The following is a 23,113-nucleotide window of genomic DNA, read 5'->3' as shown; positions in this document are numbered from 1 at the left end:
AACAAAGATAGGTGATTTAATTGAGTTCTTTGGTATGAATTTTTGACAGCAATCAGGAGGTTTATCTCCAGGAGGTTCTGAGAAATTTCCCAGGCTCATCTCTCACAATCTTACGCCTAAAATCGTACCTTTGTTATCCCATGAAAGACAACCATTTTACAGCAACACTGGAGATTATCGGGATCAATCCTTTTGTTTTTGTTCCGGAAAAAATTCTGCATCAGATTTTTGAACGCGCAGGAAAGAATAAGAGCCCGATTCCGGTCAAAGGAACGATAAATAATAAGGAATTTGAGCAGAATCTGATGAAATATCTGGGAGAATGGAGGCTGTATGTAAACCTTATCATGCTGAAAAACTCTCCTAAAAGAATAGGGGAGATCATTGAAATAAGTCTGGAATATGATGATTCCGACAGAAGTATTTCGATTCATCCGAAGCTGGAACAGGCCATTCAGCAAAGTACTCTGGCAGCTTCCAATTTTGAAAAATTAATTCCGTCAAGAAGACATGAGCTGATCCGGTATATCAATAATTTAAAAACTGAGGCAGGTATTGAGCGTAATATTGAAAAGATTATCCGCCATCTTCATGGCGAAACTGATTTTTTTGGAAAAAGAATTGAATAAAAAGTCTGACATAAAAATAAAATCCGGAAATTTTCCGGATTTTATGTTGTTATGAGTTTAAAGCCTTGCTCAGTTTAATGGCATCCTGATTGCTAGGATCATATTTTATAGACTGTGCAATATGTTCTTTTGCTTTATTTGGATCTGTCTGCTGCTCGGTAAAGGCAAGATAAAAATAGGCGTAGGCCAGATTCTTTTTATTTTGTTCTACTTCTTCCGGCTTTACAGTGGCAATATATTTTTCATAAGCGATTTTCGCATTGGCATCGTCTTTAGCAGACTGATAAGCATAGGCCTGGCTGTAGTATGATGGTGCCCAGTCCGGTAATAGAGCAGAGATTTTTTTCCAGGTTTCAATAGCGTTGGTCCAGTCTGACGCTTCCTGATAAGCTGTTGCCAGTTTTGCTAATGATTCCGCATCCTTAGGATTGGCTTCTATTTGTTTCTTAAGGGCTTCAATCCCTGAACCTGCCTGACTTGTCGCAGCGGTATTATTTGCCGTATCCTTTTGAGTAGTCTGTGCATTGACAAAACCCGCGCTTCCAACAAGTACTAAACCTAAAAATAGGTTTTTGATATTAATTTTAGCCATTTTCATAATCTTATATTTTAAAATTCTGATTTCTAAAATTCAATAATAATTCCATAAAGGCTCAGATTTTAGAAGCTTTAAGGTTTTTTAGAAAATATTAACGGGAAAAACGTTTTTTTTAGTTTAATTTTTGATTCGTTGATATTTGAGTTTATCTTTGTCATTCAACTATTTTTAATATAAATTCCTTTTATGAACATCATATTAGCTTCCACTTCCACCCTTTTTGGAGGTGAATATTTAGACTATTTAAGAGATGAGCTTATCTCATTATATGCCGGAATTGATGAAATTGTTTTTATCCCTTTCGCAAGACCCGGCGGGATTTCCCATGATGAGTATACGGCAAAAGCACGCTCTTTTTTTGAAACCATCAATATCACGGTAAAAGGACTTCATGAGTTTGAAAATAAAGCAGAAGCCCTGAATCAGGCTAAAGGTTATTTTACAGGCGGTGGAAATACTTTTTTACTGGTTAAAACCTTACATGAAACAGGATTAATGTCTGTTTTAAAGGAAAATGCCGCCAGCGGAAAGCCATATCTGGGGTGTAGTGCAGGAAGTAATATCGGAGGACAGAATATGAAAACAACGAATGATATGCCCATTGTTTATCCGCCGAGTTTTGAGTGTATGGGGCTGGTTCCGTTCAATATCAATCCGCATTATCTTGATCCTAATCCAGATTTAAAGCACAATGGAGAAACAAGGGAAACAAGAATTCAGGAATTTCTTACCCAGAATGATATAAAAGTAGTGGGGCTGAGAGAAGGAAACTGGATCAGAAGATCCGGAGATCGTATTCGTGTTGAAGGGAGTGAACTGACAAGAATTTTTGAAAAAGGAAAAGAGCCTTACGAAATAGAGCCGGGAACAGTATTAGAATGAATCATAAGGAGATCAGCAGTTTTGTAGAACAAAATCTGAAAAATTTTGAAGTGAACAGCACCGGATGGAATGATCTGATCAGACAAATGCTGTTTGAATTTGCCATTGGCGGCTGGAATACCGAGAAAGATGTTTTTGGAAAAGAAAAAGAGGGTGAATTATGGTGTTGCATTTATTCTGAAGATCCGGAACTGAATGAAGAAATTCAGTATATTACTGCTAAATATACGGCGTTGTCTGCCGAAACCTGTGAAATTTGCGGAAGTGAAGGAAAAAAAAGAAGCGATAATTTTCAGGAAACCACTTTGTGTCTTTTTCATTATCTGGATCAAAAGTCTATTATTGAAATTGATGATGATCTGAACATTAAGCTGAATAAAAAGAACAGGCTTACCATTGGAGAGATTGCTGACGCTGAGACTGAATATGATTTCAGTCAATTAAGACTGTATATAAAGAAAGAATCTGGCCCTATAACAAAAATGATAGATTTTTCATGGCAACAACCTAATTATTACCTGCTTTTGAAAACAGTTCCTCTTCACCTGTTTCCTGAGGAACAGCAAAAAAGGATTTCCGAGTTGTTTCAAAACCTGAAGTATTGTGAAATCTGCGGATATAAGGCCCTTCATCAGAACACCTGCTTACGTTGTCATTACGATTCATGGAGGGAATCCGAAACCGAATCTGAAAGAGAAAAATTAAATTATATAAAAGCCTGTCAGATGGATATTTTTATAGATGAGAATGATTATGAAAAATATTTTAAATATGACCGATCATTTGAAAAATCTCCGGATTATCAGATTCTTTTCAGCTCCAGTGATCTCAGAGAATATGAAAAGCTTTTATTTTAACTATATTTGATCAGCGTAAAACAACAATCCAATGAAAAAAACACTTGCTGTTCTCAGTCTTTCTGTACAGATTGTCTCTGCTCAGAATATGGCTCAGAAATTAGATAAAGTCACCAGAGATCTTATGGATTCTTCATCAGCAGTTGCTTCTAATTTATCATTTTATGTGTCGGATGAAAACGGCAATTTAATCTATGAATATCAAGGGAATAAAGGGCTTTCAACTGCTTCTACGCAAAAGATCTTTACAGCGGGAGCTGCTTTGGAAACTTTAGGCAAAAATTATACATTTACGACGACGACAAGCTATTCGGGGAATATATCGGGAGGTACTTTGAACGGAAATCTTTGGATCAGTTCAAACGGTGATCCCACATTGGGGAGCTGGAGATATGAGGGCTATAAACCTGAAAATTTTAAAAAGAAATTTATTGATGCCGTTAAGAGTTCCGGAATAACTGGAATATCCGGAGATTTGGTGATTGATGATTCTTATTTTGATCATCAGACGATTCCGGGAGGCTGGCCATGGGATGATTTAGGTAATTATTACGGAGCAGGAGTCTGGGGGATCAACTGGAAGGAAAATCAGTTTGACATCAACATCAATGGAACGGATTTTAAAAATTTCTCCTATCCTTTAGAAGGGGTAAAATGGCTGAATGATCTTAAAGCAGGAGGAAGTTCAGACCAGAGTCTTATTTTCACAGCACCTCATTCCAATATTGCTTTGATTAACGGAATGCTTCCGGCCGGAAAAACGGTGACCGTTTCCGGGGCCACTCCAAACCCGCCTTTACAATTAGGTGTAGAAGCGAGGCAATGGCTGAAAGAATCGGGAGTTGAACTTTCCGGAAAAGTAATTACCGGTTCACAGCTTGAACTCGAAGGAAAACCCGCTTCGAAAACTCCTAAAAGTACTATTATTCTGACCTATCAATCGCCAACCCTTGATAAAATTGTTTACTGGTTTTTAAGAAAGAGCATTAATCTCTATGGTGAAACACTGATTAAAACTTTAGGGAAAGAAAAGAAAGGAAACCCGGGTTTTAAAAGCGGAGTCGCTTATCTGAAAGAATTCTGGAAGTCGAAAGGAATAAATCCGAATATGATTAATTTTGCTGACGGAAGCGGACTTTCTCCACAGAATTATGTTTCCGCCAAGGCGGAAGTACAGGCTTTGTTATATGCTAAAAAACAATCATGGTTTGAAGCGTATTATGACGGATTTCCCGTACAGGAAAACGGAATGAAAATGAAAAGCGGAACAATGAGAGATACCAAATCTTTTGCCGGATATCAGGCCGCAAAGGACGGAAAGAAATATGTGTTTTCAATTATTATCAACAACTATCAGGGGAGTGGAAGTACGGAGCTGCAGAAAATTCTGAATGTTTTAAAATAGAGAAACTTTGAGAAAATCCATTTTAGCCAGACTGAATAACTGGATCATTTTTGTCATAATGACCGCTTTAGTGGTAGGCATTGTGATAGCTTCTACTTCATTGATTAATTTTCTCAGAAAAGAGGAAATTAAAAGAATAAACCTTCTTTCTAAGGCTATTAAAATTCAACAGGAAGTAAAAACACCTGATACTGATGTACTGGATCTTCTGCCGGAGATTCTTAATATCAATAATACAATTCCTTTTATTGTAACGGATAAATATAAAACCCCGATTATTGCTCCGGGTTATTACAGAAATATTCCTGAAAGTACCATAAAAAATCCCGAAAAACTTCAGGATCTGATGGAAAATATGGAGAAAAACTATATCCCTATTGAGATTAAAGTACCGGACGGAAATAACCAGTTTGTCTATTATGATAACTCACGTTTGCTTAATAATCTCCGCTATTCGCCCTATATTTTAGGCTTATTTATTCTCTTGTACTTTGGGTTCTCTTTCTGGTTTTTCAGGACGATTAAAAAGACGGATGAGGGGTATTTGTGGGCCGGTTTAGCTAAAGAAACGGCTCATCAGATCGGAACACCTTTATCTTCAATGATTGGCTGGATGGAGATTATGAAGCTCGATAACCCGGATTCTGAAGGAGTACATGAAATAGAAAAAGATATTGAAAGACTAAGAACAATCTCTGAACGTTTCTCAAAAATAGGTTCGGTTCCGGAACTCAATGACAGGAACTTTAATGAAACTATGCGTGAGAACTATGATTATTTAAAAACAAGGATCTCCAAAAAAGTTGATTTTGCTTTACAGCTTCCCAATTATACCCTTTTGGTGCCTCACAATAAAATTCTGATAAGCTGGGTAATTGAAAACCTGGTAAAAAATGCAGTAGATGCGATGAAAGGTGAAGGGGCAATTACCCTGTCTGTTTTTGAAAGAAATAAAAATATTTTTGTAGAAGTAAGAGATACCGGAAGCGGAATGACTAAACAACAGGCAAGAAATGCTTTTAAACCCGGATATTCTACTAAAAAAAGAGGCTGGGGACTTGGGCTTTCTCTGGCCAGAAGAGTGATCCATGAATATCATAACGGAGATATTAAAATCTCCCAGACAGAAGTAGGAAAAGGAAGTACATTCAGAATAACAATAAAAAAAGCCTGAGTAATAAACAGGTTTATTGATCTTTGAGAGCGATCAGATATAAATATAAAAGCGGGGATATTTTCCCCGCTTTTATTTATTTTTTACCAGTAAGCCATTGGGTCTGCAATTTCAGCTCCGCAGGGCTCGGATTGGGTTTGTATTTAAGAGTTTCCATGGTCAGTTTATCCAGAATTGCTTTTCCTTTTAAATTGATTTTTTCTTTCTTATCACCATTACCTCTTAACACGGTTACGGTAACATCCTGTCCTTCTTTAATTGTTCTTGCATAGCCAATGAAAGACTGTACATCTTTAATATTCACAGTTTTCCCATCCAGTGCGAGAACCTTATCGGTGATTTTAAATCCGATACTCTTAGCAAAAGGGGATAGCGCTGAGCTCTCATCAAACACAAAAGCATTGTCTTTATCATCAAATCCGGTTTGGGCAGGATCTTTGATAAACCAGAAAATAGGTGGTGTTTCTTGTTTTTGTATCTCTACACCTACCATATTCAGGTATTCTGCATAAGGAGTAGGCTGGCTTCCTGCAATATATTTGTTGTAGAAATCCTTTACCTGAGGATACCCGGTTACTGTTACCAGTTCATCTATCAGTTTGTCATCTTTAAAAGGTTTATTTTCACCAAATCGTTGAGACAGTTTTCTGATCATGTCACGATAGCCCATTTCTCCGTTGGATAGTTTTCTCAGCTCAATGTCAAGACACATGGCAAGAAGAGCTCCTTTTTCGTAGACATTCCTGTACTGATCCTTATAAGGCTCTTTCAGAACATTTTTACTCATCACCGTAAATGGCATCGTGTCATTGTAATTCTTTGAATTGGTTATTTTTTCGCCGATTCGTTGTAAAAACTCATCTTTATTGATTAAGCCTTCCTGAATCTGGAACAAATTGGCGAAATATTCCGTACCTCCTTCGTACATCCATAAATGCTGTGACATTTTAGGGTCTGCATAATTGAAATAATGGATTTCTTCTGAGTGGGTTTTTAAAGGATTCACTGTATGGAAGAATTCATGGGAAACAACATCGGTAATGGTTTTATCAATGGCATCTTTAGGCATCATCTCAGGCAGAACCACACTGGTTGACTCATGATGTTCCAGGGCACCGAATCCTTTGATCTGAGGACCGTCTCCACCGGCAAGGTACAGCATAATTGCGTACTTTTTATTGGTGTTCATATCTCCTAAGAATTTCTTTTGTGCAATGACCATTTTTTCCAGATTATCTTTAAAATCTGCAGCCTTATATTTTCCGGTTGGTGAGTAGACTCCCAGTACAAGCTCCATTCCTCCGGCATTGAATGTAATATAATCCGGTTTGGTATACATTAACGGAGAATCTGTAACCTTAGCATAATTGGCTAATGTAAAAGTATCTGTAGATTCAGAGGTATCCTGATCCACTAAAGCGGTAGTCCCGTAAAAATCTGTTGGTTTCTGAACGATCAGCTGATAAGGGACATCCTGCATATTATCGATGTAGCCTACGAAACCATGAGTGTTGATCAGATAAACTTTTCCCTGTTCAATATCTGTTCCTGAAGGAGAAAATACGGCTTTATGCTTTGAGGTGTCCATTTCGTCATCAAAGCTGTCATTGACCAGATAGGTGATCTTATTTAAATTCTGAGCATTTTTTAATGAGTAGGTATTGTCATCAACCTTTGTGTATGTAAGCTCTTTTCCCTTATTATCATAAAATTTGATTCCTTCTATAAATCTTCCGTAATCATCTTCAGAATAAGTACCGGGAACGGTTTTTGGAAAGTGAAACTTTACATCTCCGGATTTCATTTTCGGAAATTCCATGGTCACGGCTACTTTATCATCTTTTACATTGACAAGGTCAATGGTTGTCTTTATAGACTGGGCATTGGCTAAAAAAGCGGCAAACAAGCCTAAGCTAAGTGCTGTTTTTCTCATTAGGTTTAAATTTATAGTTAAATAGTTGTTTTTTTAGTCATTTTGTTACTTAATGAAATATTAAACTTTTCTTAAAATTTTGTACACAAAAAAAGCAAAACCGTACCCCACGATTTTGCTTTTATATTTTTGATTATTGAATGTTCTTATAATTGATATAATAGTTTGTATTAAACTCAACCGGACCCCTTTTTTTCAATTGTACAGTTTGCCAGTTCTCTGTTGGGTTAATAGTCTGGTCTCCATCAATTCTGATAGGGAGCTTCAGGCCTTTTACAATATCCGTATATCGGAATTTCAGCATTGTGCCCTCCTGAGAATACTCAAGACTAGGTATTTTAACTGTTCTTAAATACTGATCAAAAACGGTGGAAAAGTCAATGCCTGATTTTGCAGAAATATAATTTTCAATTTGCTGGGCACTCACTGTCTGGTGATAAAAATCTTTATTCAGCCCTCTTAAGATTTGTCTGAATTTTTCATCATTGTCGATTACTTGCCTTATGGTGTGTATCATATTGGCTCCTTTAGGATACATATCACCACTTCCTTCATTTCGAACTCCGTAATGACCGATAATCGGGGTGTCATTACTTATAATATTCCGGATTCCGATGGCATAAAGGTCTGCTGATTTTTTATCCAGGTATTTTTCAGTAAAAAGGACTTCGGAATAATTAGTAAAACTTTCGTGGATCCACATGTCTGCCTGATCTTTTGCTGTAATATTATTCGCAAACCATTCGTGTCCGCTTTCATGAATAATGATAAAATCCCATTTCAGTCCCACTCCTGTTCCTGAAAGGTCCCTTCCCAGGTATCCGTTCATATATTGGTTACCATAAGCTACACTGCTCTGATGTTCCATTCCCAGATATGGAGAGTCCACAAGTTTGTATGAATCTTCATAGAATGGATAAGGTCCGAACCAGTATTCAAATGCAGAAAGCATAGGCTTTACCTGCTCAAATTGTTTTTTGGCCTTGTCCAGATTATAATCCAGTACCCAGTAGTCAAGATCAAGTTTCCCTTTTTCACCATTAAAAGTATCTTTAAAATTAACGTACTTTCCAATATTCGGAATAATGGAGTAGGCATTGATCGGGTTTTTGACTTCCCAGGTATAGGTTGTTTTGTTTCCATTAATTTTTTTATCGATTAATCTTCCGTTTCCTACACCTACCAGATCGTTGGGGGTAATGATTTTCATAATGATTCCATTGTCCGGTTCATCACTCCAAATATCTTTGGTGGGAAGCCATATAGAGGCTCCAATCCCTTCATCGGCAACACTCATCCATGGGCGCCCTTTTTCATCATTGGTAAATACCCAGCCTCCGTCCCAGGGGGGCCTTTTGGCAATGACAGGGTTTCCGGAATAAGTAATGGTAATAGTATATTTTTCTCCTTTCTTAAACTTTTTATTGGCGGTAATAAAAATGAAATCGCCATCCTGATTATACTTGGTGATCGGGAAATTTCCTTCCACTTTATCGGCTTTCATCGGTTGCTGAAGATCAATCTGAAAAGTAGGGTTGGTCACCTCTTTAATGATTTCAAAACTGATTTTATTATTTCCTTTTATGCTTTTCTGTTCAAAGTCCGGTTCTACAGATAAATCATATTTTTTAACATCCCAAAAGTTTCTGAATTGAGTGTTTGATCCCTTTAAGGTATCCTGTTTGGTGAAAACTTTATCGTGTTCAAAGAACTGCCCGAAAGCTAGTCCTGATACCAATAAAAGTGCATATGATAATTTTTTCATTTTTAAAGTTCGATTAATAATCTTTCCAAAAATAAAAAATTTAATTTACAGCAAAATTGGGAAAAGGAAAAAATATATGATTTTATAGGAAAAATCCTTGATAAGGCCTGTAACAATAAAAAAGCCGGCTTTTATAGAAAACCGGCTCTTGTATAATATTGAATATTTTTTATTGCTGTACAACAGGAAGATTTCCGTTGCTTTTCTGTACTTTTTTGTATGTGTACCTACACATCATAATACTGAACTCATATAGAATTACCAGCGGGAAAGCTGCCATAAGCATGCTTAATACATCTGCAGGAGTAATAATTGCTGCAACAACCATAATCAGAACAATAGCATGACGACGGTATGTTTTCATAAACATGGGCGTCAGAATTCCGATACTTGTAAGGAAATAAATCAGGATAGGGAACAGAAAAATAACACCCATCCCTAAAATAACCTGTAAAAATAAAGTGGTATAATCACTAAGGTCGTAAAGCGGAACAATAATATCTGAAATTTTAAAGATCACCCCGAAGTTCACGGCAAAAGGAAGGATTAAAAAATAACCGCATAAAATCCCTGTCATAAACAACATCCATACCGCATTAATAATGTAAATTGAATTTTTTCTCTCTTTCGGATGCAAAGCAGGGCTGATAAAACGCCATAATTCCCAGACAATATAAGGAAATGCAGCCACCATACCCCCAAAAATGGAAACAGCCATCATGACGTTGAACTGCTGATAAAGTCTTTGTACACGTACAGGAAAGTCTTTCGGAAGATGAATACTGTCTTCTCCTAAAAGCATTCTCGAAAAGTGATTAACAACTCTGAATGTAGGGAAATCATTTCTGGTGGGCCCAAAAAAGATATGGTCCATAATCCAGTTAATATTGAAACCTACTACAAAAGCTGCAATTACGATAGCAATAATTGAACGGATCAGGTGTCCTCTTAATTCTCCAATATGTCCAAGAAAGGACATGTCTTTACCTTCACTCACAGGATAAAATTTTTAAAGGCACAAATTTATGAAATATTTAAAGAAGTTGGAGATTAGAAATGATAAGTTGGTTTTTTTTAATATATATTTAATTCCTACTTTACCTGCTTCTTATCTTAACGATCTGTAATTTTAATTAATTCCTTCATCCAACAGTTTGTGCAGATCAATGATTCCGAAATACTTTCCGTTTTCAGTTACAATAAGTTGCCCGATATTGTTTTCTTTTAAAATTTTCATGGCTGCTTTAGCCAGAGCGTCTTTTTCTATTGTTCTTGGGTGAGCAGACATAATATCTTTAGCCAGAACCTGAGTAATATCTTCTTCTTTCATCAGCATTCTTCTCAGATCACCATCTGTAATTACTCCGATGATTTTATCTTCACGAGTCACCACGGTAATTCCGTGGCTTGAAGCACTGATAGAGATGATCACATCTCTGATGGAAGAATCTTCCGTTACCTGAGGTTTTTGCGAAGAAAGGAATTGCTCTACTTTAGAGGTAAGATTTTTTCCTAAACTTCCACCGGGATGGAATTTGGCAAAATCATTGGCTTTGAAGTCATTTAATTCCATTAAAGCTACCGCTAAAGCGTCACCCAGCGCCATTTGGATTGTTGTGGAACTGGTAGGAGCCAGTTTGTTGGGACATGCTTCTACATCCACATGGGTATCCAGCATAATTTCTGAAAACTCTGCAAGCTTACTGTTTTTGTTTCCTGTCATTCCTATTAAAGCAGAAGAATAATCTTTAAGATAGGGAACCAGATTGGCTATTTCAGGTGAATTTCCGGAATTGGAAATACATAAAACAACATCCTGTTTCTGGATTACTCCCAAATCTCCATGAATAGCCTCTGAAGCATGAAGAAACTGTGATGGAGTTCCTGTAGAATTTAACGTAGCCACAATTTTATTACCTACGTGGGCAGATTTACCTATTCCTACTACAATCAGCTTGCCTTTTGCCGAGTGAATGATTTCCACTGCCCGTGCAAACTGGTCATCAAGCCTGTTTTTTAATTTTTCGAGTTCTGAAATTTCGATTTCTAAAGTATTTTTAGCAATTGATATAATGTTGGTTCTCTCCATTTTACTTAGATAAGGTATACAAAAAAGTTCTTAAAAAACGTTATATTTTAAAAAGAATATTTAATATAAATTTTATTTTTTATAAATTCGTTCGCTTTTATTTTAAGCAAAAAATTTATAACTTTGGGTTACATGCAAATTTAGCAATAGAAAATTAGATGAGCGCAAAAAAAGCCAATTTATCAGGCGAATTGAAAAAGTATTTTGGGTTTTCTACTTTTAAGGGTCAGCAGGAACAAATCATAGAAAACCTTTTAAACGGGAAGGATATATTTGTTTTGATGCCTACAGGAGGTGGTAAATCATTATGTTATCAGCTTCCGGCCCTTATTTCGGAAGGTACGGCAATTGTCGTTTCGCCCTTAATAGCGTTAATGAAGAATCAGGTAGATGCAGTGAATGGCCTCTCTTCTGATGATGGGGTAGCACATGTATTAAATTCATCATTAAACAAGACTCAGACAAAACAGGTTTTTGACGATATTAAAAGCGGCAAAACCAAGCTTTTGTATGTAGCTCCTGAATCATTGATCAAAGAGGATTATCTGGACTTTTTAAAGGAAGTAAAGATTTCATTCTTTGCGATCGATGAAGCCCACTGTATTTCAGAGTGGGGACATGATTTCAGACCGGAATACAGAAATCTGAAACAAATCATTGATAGGATCGCCAGTGTACCCGTAATTGCACTGACGGCCACGGCAACTCCTAAAGTACAGGATGACATTCAGAAGACTTTAGGGATGATCAATGCATTGGTGTTTAAAGAAAGTTTTAACCGTCCCAATCTATATTATGAGGTATGTCCTAAAGTGAATGTAGATAAGGAAATCGTTAAATTTATTAATCAGCATAAAGGAAAATCAGGAATTGTGTATTGTCTGAGCCGCAGAAAAGTTGAAGAATTTGCTCAGCTTTTGCAGGTAAACGGGATTAATGCACTTCCTTATCATGCAGGTCTGGATCAGAAAATAAGAGTGGCTAATCAGGATAAGTTTCTGATGGAAGAGGTGGATGTAATTGTGGCAACGATTGCTTTCGGAATGGGGATAGACAAGCCGGATGTTCGCTTTGTTATCCATTATGATTTCCCGAAATCACTGGAAAGCTATTATCAGGAAACCGGAAGAGCCGGAAGAGATGGCGGAGAAGGCCACTGTCTTGCTTTTTATGATCCGAAAGATATTGAGAAATTAGAAAAATTTCTTGCACAAAAGCCTGTTTCCGAAAGAGAAATCGGATTGCAGCTTTTAAATGAAGTAGTAGGCTATGCTGAAACTTCTATGAGCAGAAGACAGTATATTTTGTATTATTTTGGAGAAAGCTTTGATCCGATACACGGAGACGGGGCAAAAATGTGTGATAACTCATCCAATCCTCCAAAATTGAAAGATGCCACGGCAGATTTGAAAAAAGCCTTAGAGCTTATTAAAGATACAGGTGAAAAATTTAAAGCCAAAGATCTGATTTCTGTTATTGTAGGAAAGGAAACTGCCGTTACAAAATCGTATAAACTTGAACAAAGTGCTCATTTTGGTTTTGGGAAAGAAGAAAAGGATAATTACTGGAAAACTATTCTGAGGCAGGCTACTGTTCAGAATTTTTTACAAAAAGATATTGAAACCTACGGTGTTTTAAAAATAGTGGAAAAGGGCAAAGAGGCTTTAAGTGGGCAATGTAAAGATGTATTCTTAATTGCGGAAGACAGAGAGTTCGATCTTACTCAGACTAAAGCAGAAAGTGATCAGGTACAACAGCAGGCCGGAGGCGGCTTAGATCAGAATCTGTTTAATCAGCTAAAAGAACTAAGAAAAAAAGTAGCCAAAAAGCACGGGATCCCGCCTTATACGGTATTTATGGATCCGAGTCTTGAAGACATGACGGTTCAGTATCCGGTCAGTGTGGAAGAAATTGCCAAGATTTATGGAGTAGGAGAAGGAAAAGCCAAAAAATACGGTAAAGAATTTGCAGACTTTATCAAAACCTATGTAGAAGATCACAATATTGAGCGTACCCAGGATATGGTTCTGAAGCAGGTGGCCAATAAATCAAGTCACAAGGTTTTTATTATTCAGAGTACGGATAAGAAAATTGATCTTGAAGATATAGCAAGAGCTAAAAATCTTTCCATGAATGAATTGCTGAAAGAAATGGAAAGCATCGTCTATCAGGGTACAAAACTGAATATCGATTATTATATAGAAGATAATTTTGACGAAGATATTGTTGATGGCTTCATGGAATTTATGAATGAATCAGAAAGCGATAGTATGAAGGTATTACTTGATGAATTTGGTGATGAGCTTTCAGATGAGGAAGTGAGAATGCTGAGGATTAAGTTTATCAGTGATGTTGCGAACTAACAGATGAACTGATCACACGATAAAATAATTAAAAAGAAATTCTTCGGGAGAAGGGTTTCTTTTTAATTTAGAAAAATCTGAAAAATCATTGATAACAATGGAATTTCTCAAACAAAACTATTGGATTCCTTTATTGCTTCTTATCGCGGGTGTGTTTTACTATGATTCATCGCTGAAGAAGAAGTTTGAGGCAGAATATAAACAGAATGGTGTATATGCTGTTGGTAAGATAAGAGAAATTAAACCCTACGGGAAAGGAGGCGGATACCATTATGTTTATTCTTTTGAGGTCAATAACTGGAGGTATCAGGGGCTTTGTGATGCCGGAAAGTTACCATCCTCAAAGGTATATGAAAATAAGAATAAACGTTTTTTAGTATTGTATTTAAAAAATAATATTTCCAATAGCAGACTCTACACTGCTGTTCCTGTGGATGATCATATAAAAGATAACTCTGAATTGCAAAAATGGGTTGCTGATAATCCTTCTGTCAAAGCTGAATTTGATTCAATTCCTGATCCCGGGCTTTTTATTGAAAATTACTTTTGATTCTGCAGCTTCCTGAAAAGACTGTCTTATCTGAAATAAAGGAGATAAACAAATAGGCATTCTGGAAAATCTTAGGCTGCCCAATATTTGAATCATAATGAAACTTTTTAGTAACTTTAACTGATGAAAAAAATATCTGTCATATTTATTCTGCCGGACTTAGAAACCGGAGGCGCAGAAAGGATTGTCACCACTATAGCAAATCATCTTTCCAGGGATCGTTTTGAGCCCAAGATTTTGCTGTTGCGCAAACAGGGCGGATATCTTCATTTTCTGAAAAATGATGTTGAGATCATCGATATCAATACCGAGAGAATCAGACATTCTTTAAAACCTATTTTAGGAGAAATCTACAGAAGAAAACCGGATATCGTATTTTCAGGTTTTGGTGAAGTGAACGCTTATTTATCCCTTTTTATCAGGCTTTTTCCAAGAACAAAATTTATTGCAAGGGAAACCAATGTGGTATCACAGCATGTCACCAGAAAAGAAATTAAATTCTTCTATCATTTTTATAACAATTATCAGAAAATCATTGCACAGAGTGATGATATGATGGTAGATCTTATAGATAATTTTAATATCAAGAAAAAGAAAATTGTTAAAATAAATAATCCCGTTGATTTTGATTTTATTGAAGATAAATTAGCAACAGCTCGTAAGCCGGAATGCTATAAATACAATTATAAAAATGTAGTGGCAATAGGCAATCTTTCAGCCAGAAAAGGGTTTGATAATTTACTGAAGGTTTTCTCCAGACTGAAAAATGAAAACATTATGCTTCATATTCTGGGTGATGGAAAAGACAAAGATCTGCTGCTTCAGACAAAAGAACTATTGGGGCTGAAAAAGGTTATTTTCCATGGCAGACAGGACAACCCTTATCAATACCTGAAACACGCGGATTTATTTGTCCTTTCTTCAAGATACGAAGGTTTTCCCAATGTTCTTCTAGAAGCGGGAGCCTGCGGAACCTATTCATTAGCCAACAACTGCCCGGGAGGAATTAATGAAATTATCCAGCACCATGTTAATGGTGAAATTGCAGATATTGAAAACTATGATGGCTTTGCTCAGCAGATTGTAAAAGTACTGCAGAATAATTATAACAGGGATGCTATAAAAAATTCGATCAAATCCAGATTTTCTAAGAATATTATTTTGAATAAATATGAGGAGGTTTTGCTGGATTTAATGAAGCTGTAGTCCCGTACGATTTGCCTCATGGGGTTTTATTTTCTTAGATTTGGGATCTGATAAAATAAATGTCAATGAATAATAAAATCCCCCAAATAGGATGTGCCTGTGAAAAACCCGGATCCAATTACACTGAATACAGAAGTTCGGAATTAGGTATAGATCATACTGACGGAAGAGATGGAGAAGTAACCATTCAGCAATGCAAACTGTGCCAGAGAATATGGATTCATTATTTTGTCCAACATGAAAGTTTTTCTAAATCAGGGAGATGGTACAAAGGAATTGTTTCAAAAAAAGATCGTTCACAGATCACTCCTGAAAATGCAGTGGAATATCTGGAAAACCTTGAATGGTATGTGTACGGAGGTTCATTTTTTGACGATGAGGTGACGATAGGATCGGGGAAAATGACAGTAGACCGATAACTGCGGTACAGCAGTATATTTAATTTTTTTTAACTCAAAATTGATAAAGCTTACTTTGGAGCCCAGATCAACTTCAGGATATACTTATTTCCGTTTGTGTTTCCTGAAGTATTCCAGCCTTTTGGTTTTACCTTGCCGGTATTTATAGGAACCCTTTTCCCGAATGATAAACCCTATAGTCAGATTTTTCCGTCTTTATTGATGACGTTGGTTATGATTTTTTTTAATCTTAAAATTTATCTCCGATTGAAAAAGCAAAATTCCATAATGAGACCATGATGTAAAGGAAGAGATTTTTTCAATGAATACTGTTTTTCATACCTTCGATCATTATTTCAATGTTAAAGTGTTTTTACTATTTTTATACTTTAAACCAAGGATAGAATGAAAATAATTCCTAAAATAAACTGTACCTGTGAACAACCACCCCTTCATTATTTTAATTATAAAAAAACATCCTTAGGAATAGATGTCACCAACGGACGATATGGAGAGGTAAGCATTGATGAATGTATCCATTGCGGAAGAAAGTGGTTGCATTATTTTGTGGAATATGAACATTATTCCAGATCGGGAAGATGGTATAGTGGGCTTATTTCAGAAGATGATCTTTCTGTAATTATTCCTGAAAACGCAATTCAGTATCTGGAAAGTCTTGAGTGGTACGTTTATGGCGGTTCTTATTTCGCCAGTGCAGGAAGTATAGGAAGCGGAAAGGCGAGAATAGATCTGTAGCCGTATTAATGTATTGAAAATTTTTTGAACTCAAAATTGATAAAACTCACTTTGGTGCTTGGTAATTTATATGTAAATTTGTAAGAATTAAGATAGATAATAATAAACAAATTCACACAATAACATGAGTCAATTCGATGTTACCGTAATAGGTTCTGGTCCTGGAGGTTATGTAGCTGCGATCCGTGCAGCACAGTTAGGTTTCAAAACAGCAATTATTGAAAAATATTCAACTTTAGGCGGAACTTGTCTTAACGTTGGATGTATTCCGTCAAAAGCGCTTCTTGACAGCTCTGAACATTTCGAAAATGCAAAACACAATTTTGCAGGTCACGGAATCATCATCAATGAGCCGCAAGCGGATATTGCAAGAATGATCGAGCGTAAAAATGAAGTGATCAAGCAGAATACAGATGGAATCAGCTACCTGATGAACAAAAATAACATTACTGTTTTTGAAGGAATAGGAAGCTTTGAGTCTGCTACTCAGATCAAAATTACTAAAAATGACGGTTCTTCTGAAACGATCGAATCGAAATATACTATCATAGCAACAGGTTCTAAACCATCTACTTTACCTTTCATTTCTCTTGATAAAGAAAGAGTAATTACCTCTACTGAAGCTTTAAACCTTAAAGAAATCCCTAAACATTTAGTGGTAATCGGTGGTGGAGTAATTGGTCTTGAATTAGGATCTGTATACTTAAGACTGGGAGCTCAGGTAACAGTAGTAGAATTTATGGATAAAATCATTCCTGGAATGGATGGAGCTTTAAGTAAAGAATTAACTAAAGTTCTTAAAAAACAAGGAATGAAGTTTATGCTTTCTACAGCAGTTTCAGCTGTTGAAAGAAACGGAGATACTGTAAAGATCACAGCTAAAGATAAAAAAGGAGAAGAAGTAGTGGTAGAAGGAGATTACTGTTTAGTTTCTGTAGGAAGAAAACCTTATACAGATGGTCTTGCTCTTGAAAAAGCTGGAGTAGAACTTGACGAAAGAGGAAGAGTGAAAGTCAATGATCATTTACAGACTAATGTGGCTAATATCTACGCGATCGGAGATGTTATCAAAGGAGCTATGCTTGCTCATAAAGCTGAAGAAGAAGGTGTTTTCGTTGCTGAAACATTGGCAGGACAAAAACCACATATCAACTATAACCTGATTCCAGGTGTTGTATATACATGGCCTGAAGTTGCAGGTGTTGGTAAAACTGAAGAGCAATTGAAAGAGGAAGGGGTAGCTTACAAAGTAGGTTCTTTCCCAATGAGAGCCTTAGGTAGAAGCCGTGCAAGTGGAGATATCGACGGTCTTGTGAAGATTATTGCAGACGAAAAAACTGATGAGGTTTTAGGAATGCATATCGTAGGAGCAAGAGCTGCCGATCTTATTGCGGAAGGTGTAATTGCTATGGAATTCCGTGCAAGTGCAGAAGATATTGCAAGAAGTTCTCATGCTCACCCGACTTATGCTGAAGCTATTAAAGAAGCTGCATTGGATGCTACGGCAAAAAGACCTATCCATATGTAATATCTGATTAAAAGATTTAATCATTTTAAATATATAAAAAAGACTGTCTCAATTTTGAGGCAGTCTTTTTATATTGACGGTTAAAATAATAATCAGACATGCATCAGCAATTAGATTTAAAAAAAATCTTGTTTTGGCATAAAAATGGAGATGGTCTGTGAAAAAAAATAAGCATGAAAAAGATTTTTATAAGTTTAGTATTTTGGGTAGGAGTTCATGTATTGGGTCAGGAAGCAGGAAAAGCTGGAGAGCTGTTAAGAAATGAGGCTTCTGCAACAGAAATGCAGGTTCCCAATAGTCTGGGTAAAGGAAATAAAACCTTTGACCGGAATGCTAATGCCAAAAATAACAGCATAAGAAATCCAAATTATCAGTGGAACAGGAGCTACGGATATGCCGAGGTTTTTCTGAGGATTCCCGAACAAGGTTTTTTCACTGTGGAAATTGGTGATCAGATGATGGCTAATGGCAGCGGAAAATATCGTTTTTTTGATCTGCAATCCGGCAGAATACCCATATCGATTTATGATAACGGATTTTTGATTTACAGAACCACTTTAATGCTTAGAAATAACAGCAGAATGGTGCTCGATTTTTTTACGGATCAAGGTTTGTTTCTTCTAGATTCCTATCCTGTTCAGGGCCAATATGGTTTTAATGACTGGAATGATATATGGAATAATCCCTATGGAAATCATCCCGGAAACTGGAATGATTCAGGCAGTGTAATGGATAATGCTACTTTCCGCCAGTTTTTTGACGCATTGCAGAGAAATGAAAAATTTGATGACGGTAAAATAGCCATGATCAGCCAACAGATGCGAAATTCTATGTTTACCGCTGCTCAAATCAGAGATTTAGTGAAATCTATAAGTTTCGATAAAAATAAACTGGCATTAGCAAAGTCTATGTATCCTAATTGTGCAGATAAAAACAGATATTTTGTAGTTAATGATGCTTTTGATTTTGAAAGCAGCAAACGGGAACTGATGGACTATATTTCCCGGTCAGAATAAAAAAACACAGAGAAAAGTGTCACTGTAATCATATTCTATGTGATAGAATCTGAACCCACTTAGAGGTATGGTTTTATTGATTATATCGCGCATTCGTGGCTGAAAAATGCTGGAGATACAAAAAAACGGTGAATGTAAATGATTTCAAACCATATAGATACATCGTTTAAGTGAAATCGTTTTATTCGTGTATTCGCAGCCTGAAAAATGTTCAGGATTTTCACCGGCAACACCTTGTCATCATTCTTATGTGGTTTAAAATTAACCCTGTCACATGATTTTCATATAATCATAAAACTTTGAGTTTTTAGGAGCAATATTCAGCTGTACCCCAAAAGTGATCCCTTTGAAATATTTTTCTTTATTGATCGGAAAAGCATAACCTGTATTGATGAATAAAGCATTGAATAACGAAATGCCGATTCTGGGCTCTATAGAATACGGATTGACTGAAACTCCACATAAAGGTCCGTTATTGGTATAATAAACATGAGCTTCAGGGAGGAACTTATCGGTATGATTCATACGTGTGTACAGTAATGAAGGCCCTATGATTACAGATTTATAGTTGGTTTCGCCCAATCTGAATTCAAGGCCGGCTTGTAATACATTTCTTCCCGTATAACGATATCCGATATTAAGCGCTGTTTTTTCCATTATCTGAGCATTGAGGCTAATGGTGAGAGGTAGCAAAGCAATGATTAGATAGTTTTTCATATTTTGGAATTTGTATCAGTCAAATGTACGTGTTTTAGGGCTATTGATCATGTGAAATTTATCCTTAGGCAGATTGGGAAGGATTCAGTAGGATGGAATCTTCAAATTTCCGTACCTTTGTCAGCTAATTTTATCATCAATGCAACTCGGAAAAACTCAAAGTTTAGAAATTTCAGAAAAAATTAACTCAGGATGGATTCTTACGGACGGATCCGGTGAAAAAGCTTTTTTACCTAAAATCTTCATTCAGGAAGAAAAAGAAATAGGTGAGGAAATTGAGGTTTTCGTGTATCAGGATGATGATAAATTAAAAGCAACTACTGAAATTCCATTGGCTGAAGTAGGCGAATTTGCTGTAATGAGCTGCGTACAAAGTCTTCCAAGCGGAGCTTTTATGGACTGGGGAATTATTAAAGATCTGTTCATCCCTTATAAGCAGCAGAAAACTAAAATTATCGAAGGGAAAAGATATTTGGTTTACACCTATATAGAAGAAAACCTGGATTTAATTACAGGAACTACAAAGTTTAAAAGAAATCCACAGTATCAGGATCTGCCGTTCGAAAAAGGAGATAAGGTAGATCTGATTATGATGAATGAAAGTGAGCTTGGATGGAATGTGGTGATTAATAAAAAATACATCGGACTGATTTATGCTTCTGATGTTTTCAAAAAACTGTATCCTTTATCAGAAGAAACCGGCTTTATTAAAGCAATTCGTGAAGATGGTAAAATTGATGTCTCTCTACAGCCTGATGGTTTCGAAAATATTGATGAATTCAAGCAAAAGATCCTGAATAAACTGGAAGAGAATTATGGACTTCTGTATGTTTCAGATAAATCATCCCCTGAAGAGATCAAAGATGAACTTCAAATGAGTAAGAAAAATTTTAAGAAAGCAATCGGCGGACTTTATAAAGATAAGATCATCGATATTTCAGATGACAAAATAAAGTTATTATAACGACAAAAAAAACGAGCAGAATCTTCTGCTCGTTTTTATTTTATACCCATATCGTTTTTATGTTTTATCTCTGATACTCCTGAAAATATTCCGAATTGTATTCAATTTCTGAGATAATGATTGCTAAAATATATGATGCATGTCATAACAATTTAGTTTAATTTTTTTGTTTAACAATTTTGTCAAAAGTAAAATTTGATTAATTTTGCACAAATTTGTTTAACAAAAATGTCAAATCAAGCAAAAAAAGACCAAACACAGGAATTGATCAAAGAGACAGCGAAGAATTTATTCTTTGTGAAAGGAAAATTTGATGCTACAACGCAGGAGATTGCCGATGCAGCCGGAGTGAACAGAACCCTTATTAATTATTATTTCCGATCAAGAGATAAGCTACTTCAGATCATTTTTGATGAAGCTCAGATTGTGGAGCAGGAGAAATCAAAAATTATTCAGAATTCAGACCTCCCCTTTAAAGAAAAGATCAGCCAGTTCATAGAAAGCAGTCTTGCGACGAGCCTTCAGTATCCTTATCTGGAAACTTATATTGTGTCACAGATCAATAAAGGAACATGCCATCAGAGAGAAATTGAAGAAGATATCCTGGAAAAGATGTACAGCGATATTGAAAAAGAAATGGAATTAGGGAATATTGAGAAAATGGCTCCCGTTCAGTTTATCCTGAATATGGTTTCGTTATTGGTTTTTCCGAGTGCAGTAAGGCCTCTGTTTATGGAGAATCTGATGATCAGTGATGAAGAATATGATAAGATTATTTCAGCAAGGAAAGAGATCATTATCAATATGCTGTTTAAAAATTAAAATGAACTAAAGTATTTCTGAAAGTTATTCGTCATTTAGAAATAAAATAGCAACATCCAACTAAATAAAAAAATAAACGAAGTATAAAATTATGGAAAGAAAACGTATAACTGCTAAAAAGCTAAAAATTGGGATAGCTGCAGCATTTATGATTTTCGGTCTTTCATCGGTGTCCGCCCAGCAGCAGGTTTCCCTGCAGGAAGCAATAAAACAGGCACTGCAAAATAAAGCAGAAGCTAAAAAAGCTGCTTTACAGGTCAAAAAAGCCGAATATAAGATTGACGAGGCAAGAGCCGGAGCTTTACCTCAGATAAGTGCTACGATCAATAACATGTACAATCCTATTCTGCAAAAATCGGTTCTTCCGGGAGAAATCTTGGGGAAGCCCGGTGAGCTTATCCCGGTTGCTTTTGGTACCAAATGGCAGTCTGTCAATGTAGTTACTCTTAATCAAAACATTTTTGACCAAAGAGTTTTTATCGGCCTTAAAGCCGCAAAATCAACAAGAGAATTTTATCTCTTGAACTCGGAGCTGACAAATGAGCAGATCATTGAAAATGTGGCTACGGCATACTATCAGGTATTTGTTCAGGAAGAAAACCTGAAAACAGTGGAAGAAAGCTATGCCAATACAGAAAAAGTAAGAAACGTTATCAAAAGTCTGGTGGATAATGGGTTGGCAAAATCAATAGATCTGGATCGTACCAATGTTCAGCTCACCAATATCGGTTCCAATAAACAGCAGTTGATCAATTCTGTAGAGGTTTCAAAGAATTCACTGAAGTTTTACATGGGAATACCTATTGATACATCTATTGAACTTGAAGAGAAAACTATTGTACCGAATCCTCAGTTACTGGCAACCAATATCAATGTGGAAACCCGTTCAGAACTGAAGGTTTTAAACAAGCAAAAAGAGCTTTTACAATTTAGTAAAAAAGCGACTGAAGCTAATCTTTATCCTACGGTAGGACTTACTGCAAACTACGGATGGCAAGGACTGGGAAATAAATTTCCCTATTTTACGGGATCAAGCCAGGGAACAAATTGGGGAGATTATGCTTCGATAGGTGTTGCTATTAAGATTCCTATTTTTATGGGGGGAGCTACCAAGTCTCAGATCCAACAGGCAGAGATAGATATTCAGGATTTGGAACAGGATATTGAAAATAAGAAACTGAACCTGAATCTTGATTATAAAAATGCAATTTCCAATATGGAAAATGCAATAATCAATATTCAAAGCATGAAGGATAATGTAGATCTTGCAGAAAAAGTACAGAAAAATACTCAGGCTAACTATCAGTATGGTTTGGCTACCCTTACAGAAGTTTTGGATACTGAAAATGCTCTTACACAGGCTAAACAAAATTATGCCAATGCATTGTTAGATTATAAACAAGCTGAGATCAAAGTAATTAAAGCGAAAGGAGAGTTAAATACATTACAAAACCCATAATA

Annotated in this window: 21 protein-coding genes; 15 read left to right on the top strand and 6 right to left on the bottom strand. The window is 36.1% G+C overall.

From position 1 onward, the window contains the following. Nucleotides 1-140: 140 nt before the first annotated feature. The gene (locus tag JO178_RS15595) at nucleotides 141-629 is read left to right on the top strand and encodes a YdeI/OmpD-associated family protein (RefSeq protein ID WP_291937915.1); all 489 of its coding nucleotides are present in this window, start codon (nucleotides 141-143) and stop codon (nucleotides 627-629) included. Between the two features lie 49 nt (nucleotides 630-678). Here the strand turns inward: JO178_RS15595 and JO178_RS15590 are convergent, their stop codons facing one another. Beyond that, on the bottom strand, nucleotides 679-1,227 hold the full coding sequence (locus JO178_RS15590) for a tetratricopeptide repeat protein (protein ID WP_291937913.1): 549 nt from the start codon (nucleotides 1,225-1,227) through the stop codon (nucleotides 679-681). Nucleotides 1,228-1,413: 186 nt separating this feature from the next. On the opposite strand from JO178_RS15590, the gene pepE reads away from it, so the two are divergent. The 4 genes from pepE to JO178_RS15570 are packed head-to-tail and all read left to right on the top strand — an operon-like array spanning nucleotide 1,414 to nucleotide 5,545. Beyond that, nucleotides 1,414-2,109 (top strand): dipeptidase PepE, encoded by a 696-nt coding sequence (gene pepE / locus JO178_RS15585; protein WP_291937911.1) that lies wholly within the window; start codon nucleotides 1,414-1,416, stop codon nucleotides 2,107-2,109. Next, nucleotides 2,106-2,966, top strand: a complete 861-nt coding sequence (locus JO178_RS15580; protein ID WP_291937909.1) for a hypothetical protein — start codon at nucleotides 2,106-2,108, stop codon at nucleotides 2,964-2,966. Before pepE ends, JO178_RS15580 begins: the two co-directional genes overlap by 4 nt. A 31-nt stretch (nucleotides 2,967-2,997) precedes the next feature. Then, the gene (gene dacB / locus JO178_RS15575) at nucleotides 2,998-4,371 is read left to right on the top strand and encodes a D-alanyl-D-alanine carboxypeptidase/D-alanyl-D-alanine-endopeptidase (protein WP_291937907.1); all 1,374 of its coding nucleotides are present in this window, start codon (nucleotides 2,998-3,000) and stop codon (nucleotides 4,369-4,371) included. A gap of 7 nt (nucleotides 4,372-4,378) precedes the next feature. After that, a complete protein-coding gene (locus JO178_RS15570) occupies nucleotides 4,379-5,545 on the top strand; it encodes a HAMP domain-containing sensor histidine kinase (protein WP_291937905.1) in 1,167 nt (388 codons plus the stop codon). 76 nt (nucleotides 5,546-5,621) lie between these two features. On the opposite strand, the gene JO178_RS15565 is transcribed toward JO178_RS15570, so the two are convergent. The 4 genes from JO178_RS15565 to JO178_RS15550 all read right to left on the bottom strand — a co-directional run bounded on the left by JO178_RS15565 (nucleotide 5,622) and on the right by JO178_RS15550 (nucleotide 11,332). Continuing rightward, complete coding sequence (locus JO178_RS15565) at nucleotides 5,622-7,478, bottom strand: PDZ domain-containing protein (protein ID WP_291937904.1); 1,857 nt, start codon at nucleotides 7,476-7,478, stop codon at nucleotides 5,622-5,624. 133 nt (nucleotides 7,479-7,611) lie between these two features. After that, nucleotides 7,612-9,243, bottom strand: coding sequence for a M1 family metallopeptidase (locus JO178_RS15560; protein ID WP_291937903.1), 1,632 nt, complete (start codon nucleotides 9,241-9,243; stop codon nucleotides 7,612-7,614). Nucleotides 9,244-9,412: 169 nt separating this feature from the next. Further along, nucleotides 9,413-10,240, bottom strand: a complete 828-nt coding sequence (gene tatC / locus JO178_RS15555) for a twin-arginine translocase subunit TatC (RefSeq protein ID WP_291937901.1) — start codon at nucleotides 10,238-10,240, stop codon at nucleotides 9,413-9,415. Nucleotides 10,241-10,372: 132 nt separating this feature from the next. Further along, complete coding sequence (locus JO178_RS15550; protein WP_291937899.1) at nucleotides 10,373-11,332, bottom strand: KpsF/GutQ family sugar-phosphate isomerase; 960 nt, start codon at nucleotides 11,330-11,332, stop codon at nucleotides 10,373-10,375. Nucleotides 11,333-11,490: 158 nt separating this feature from the next. Between JO178_RS15550 and recQ the strand changes: the two genes are divergently transcribed. The 7 genes from recQ (at nucleotide 11,491) to JO178_RS15515 (ending at nucleotide 19,149) form a co-directional block, all read left to right on the top strand. Beyond that, nucleotides 11,491-13,695, top strand: a complete 2,205-nt coding sequence (recQ, locus tag JO178_RS15545) for a DNA helicase RecQ (protein ID WP_291937897.1) — start codon at nucleotides 11,491-11,493, stop codon at nucleotides 13,693-13,695. Nucleotides 13,696-13,792: 97 nt separating this feature from the next. Then, nucleotides 13,793-14,245, top strand: coding sequence for a hypothetical protein (locus tag JO178_RS15540; RefSeq protein ID WP_291937895.1), 453 nt, complete (start codon nucleotides 13,793-13,795; stop codon nucleotides 14,243-14,245). 123 nt (nucleotides 14,246-14,368) lie between these two features. Continuing rightward, nucleotides 14,369-15,451: a glycosyltransferase gene (locus JO178_RS15535; RefSeq protein WP_291937893.1), complete on the top strand. Its 1,083-nt coding sequence runs from the start codon at nucleotides 14,369-14,371 to the stop codon at nucleotides 15,449-15,451. A gap of 65 nt (nucleotides 15,452-15,516) precedes the next feature. Then, complete coding sequence (locus JO178_RS15530) at nucleotides 15,517-15,870, top strand: hypothetical protein (protein ID WP_291937891.1); 354 nt, start codon at nucleotides 15,517-15,519, stop codon at nucleotides 15,868-15,870. 384 nt (nucleotides 15,871-16,254) lie between these two features. After that, nucleotides 16,255-16,605, top strand: a complete 351-nt coding sequence (locus tag JO178_RS15525) for a hypothetical protein (RefSeq protein ID WP_291937889.1) — start codon at nucleotides 16,255-16,257, stop codon at nucleotides 16,603-16,605. Between the two features lie 124 nt (nucleotides 16,606-16,729). After that, nucleotides 16,730-18,133: a dihydrolipoyl dehydrogenase gene (gene lpdA / locus JO178_RS15520; protein ID WP_291937887.1), complete on the top strand. Its 1,404-nt coding sequence runs from the start codon at nucleotides 16,730-16,732 to the stop codon at nucleotides 18,131-18,133. A 173-nt stretch (nucleotides 18,134-18,306) separates the two neighbouring features. Then, nucleotides 18,307-19,149, top strand: a complete 843-nt coding sequence (locus tag JO178_RS15515; protein ID WP_291937885.1) for a DUF4476 domain-containing protein — start codon at nucleotides 18,307-18,309, stop codon at nucleotides 19,147-19,149. A 270-nt stretch (nucleotides 19,150-19,419) separates the two neighbouring features. On the opposite strand, the gene JO178_RS15510 is transcribed toward JO178_RS15515, so the two are convergent. Next, complete coding sequence (locus JO178_RS15510; RefSeq protein ID WP_291937883.1) at nucleotides 19,420-19,866, bottom strand: hypothetical protein; 447 nt, start codon at nucleotides 19,864-19,866, stop codon at nucleotides 19,420-19,422. 139 nt (nucleotides 19,867-20,005) lie between these two features. On the opposite strand from JO178_RS15510, the gene JO178_RS15505 reads away from it, so the two are divergent. From JO178_RS15505 to JO178_RS15495, 3 genes are all read left to right on the top strand, one after another. Continuing rightward, entirely contained in the window at nucleotides 20,006-20,830 is an 825-nt protein-coding gene (locus JO178_RS15505; RefSeq protein ID WP_291937882.1) for a S1-like domain-containing RNA-binding protein, read from the top strand. 228 nt (nucleotides 20,831-21,058) lie between these two features. Next, a complete protein-coding gene (locus JO178_RS15500) occupies nucleotides 21,059-21,652 on the top strand; it encodes a TetR/AcrR family transcriptional regulator (RefSeq protein WP_291937881.1) in 594 nt (197 codons plus the stop codon). Between the two features lie 91 nt (nucleotides 21,653-21,743). Beyond that, nucleotides 21,744-23,111: a TolC family protein gene (locus JO178_RS15495; RefSeq protein ID WP_291937880.1), complete on the top strand. Its 1,368-nt coding sequence runs from the start codon at nucleotides 21,744-21,746 to the stop codon at nucleotides 23,109-23,111. Nucleotides 23,112-23,113 lie beyond the last annotated feature (2 nt).

It is taken from the genome of Chryseobacterium sp., assembly GCF_019236175.1.
Taxonomy (GTDB): domain Bacteria; phylum Bacteroidota; class Bacteroidia; order Flavobacteriales; family Weeksellaceae; genus Chryseobacterium.
Note: the sequence above shows the minus strand (reverse complement) of the source record. Positions and strands in the feature narration are given on the sequence as shown.

Coding starts and splice junctions, on each gene's coding strand:
- JO178_RS15595 (WP_291937915.1), top strand. CDS start 141: ATGAAAGACAACCATTTTACAGCAACACTGGAGATTATCGGGATCAAT.
- JO178_RS15590 (WP_291937913.1), bottom strand. CDS start 1,227: ATGAAAATGGCTAAAATTAATATCAAAAACCTATTTTTAGGTTTAGTA.
- pepE (WP_291937911.1), top strand. CDS start 1,414: ATGAACATCATATTAGCTTCCACTTCCACCCTTTTTGGAGGTGAATAT.
- JO178_RS15580 (WP_291937909.1), top strand. CDS start 2,106: ATGAATCATAAGGAGATCAGCAGTTTTGTAGAACAAAATCTGAAAAAT.
- dacB (WP_291937907.1), top strand. CDS start 2,998: ATGAAAAAAACACTTGCTGTTCTCAGTCTTTCTGTACAGATTGTCTCT.
- JO178_RS15565 (WP_291937904.1), bottom strand. CDS start 7,478: ATGAGAAAAACAGCACTTAGCTTAGGCTTGTTTGCCGCTTTTTTAGCC.
- JO178_RS15560 (WP_291937903.1), bottom strand. CDS start 9,243: ATGAAAAAATTATCATATGCACTTTTATTGGTATCAGGACTAGCTTTC.
- JO178_RS15550 (WP_291937899.1), bottom strand. CDS start 11,332: ATGGAGAGAACCAACATTATATCAATTGCTAAAAATACTTTAGAAATC.
- recQ (WP_291937897.1), top strand. CDS start 11,491: ATGAGCGCAAAAAAAGCCAATTTATCAGGCGAATTGAAAAAGTATTTT.
- JO178_RS15540 (WP_291937895.1), top strand. CDS start 13,793: ATGGAATTTCTCAAACAAAACTATTGGATTCCTTTATTGCTTCTTATC.
- JO178_RS15535 (WP_291937893.1), top strand. CDS start 14,369: ATGAAAAAAATATCTGTCATATTTATTCTGCCGGACTTAGAAACCGGA.
- JO178_RS15530 (WP_291937891.1), top strand. CDS start 15,517: ATGAATAATAAAATCCCCCAAATAGGATGTGCCTGTGAAAAACCCGGA.
- JO178_RS15525 (WP_291937889.1), top strand. CDS start 16,255: ATGAAAATAATTCCTAAAATAAACTGTACCTGTGAACAACCACCCCTT.
- lpdA (WP_291937887.1), top strand. CDS start 16,730: ATGAGTCAATTCGATGTTACCGTAATAGGTTCTGGTCCTGGAGGTTAT.
- JO178_RS15515 (WP_291937885.1), top strand. CDS start 18,307: ATGAAAAAGATTTTTATAAGTTTAGTATTTTGGGTAGGAGTTCATGTA.
- JO178_RS15510 (WP_291937883.1), bottom strand. CDS start 19,866: ATGAAAAACTATCTAATCATTGCTTTGCTACCTCTCACCATTAGCCTC.
- JO178_RS15505 (WP_291937882.1), top strand. CDS start 20,006: ATGCAACTCGGAAAAACTCAAAGTTTAGAAATTTCAGAAAAAATTAAC.
- JO178_RS15500 (WP_291937881.1), top strand. CDS start 21,059: ATGTCAAATCAAGCAAAAAAAGACCAAACACAGGAATTGATCAAAGAG.
- JO178_RS15495 (WP_291937880.1), top strand. CDS start 21,744: ATGGAAAGAAAACGTATAACTGCTAAAAAGCTAAAAATTGGGATAGCT.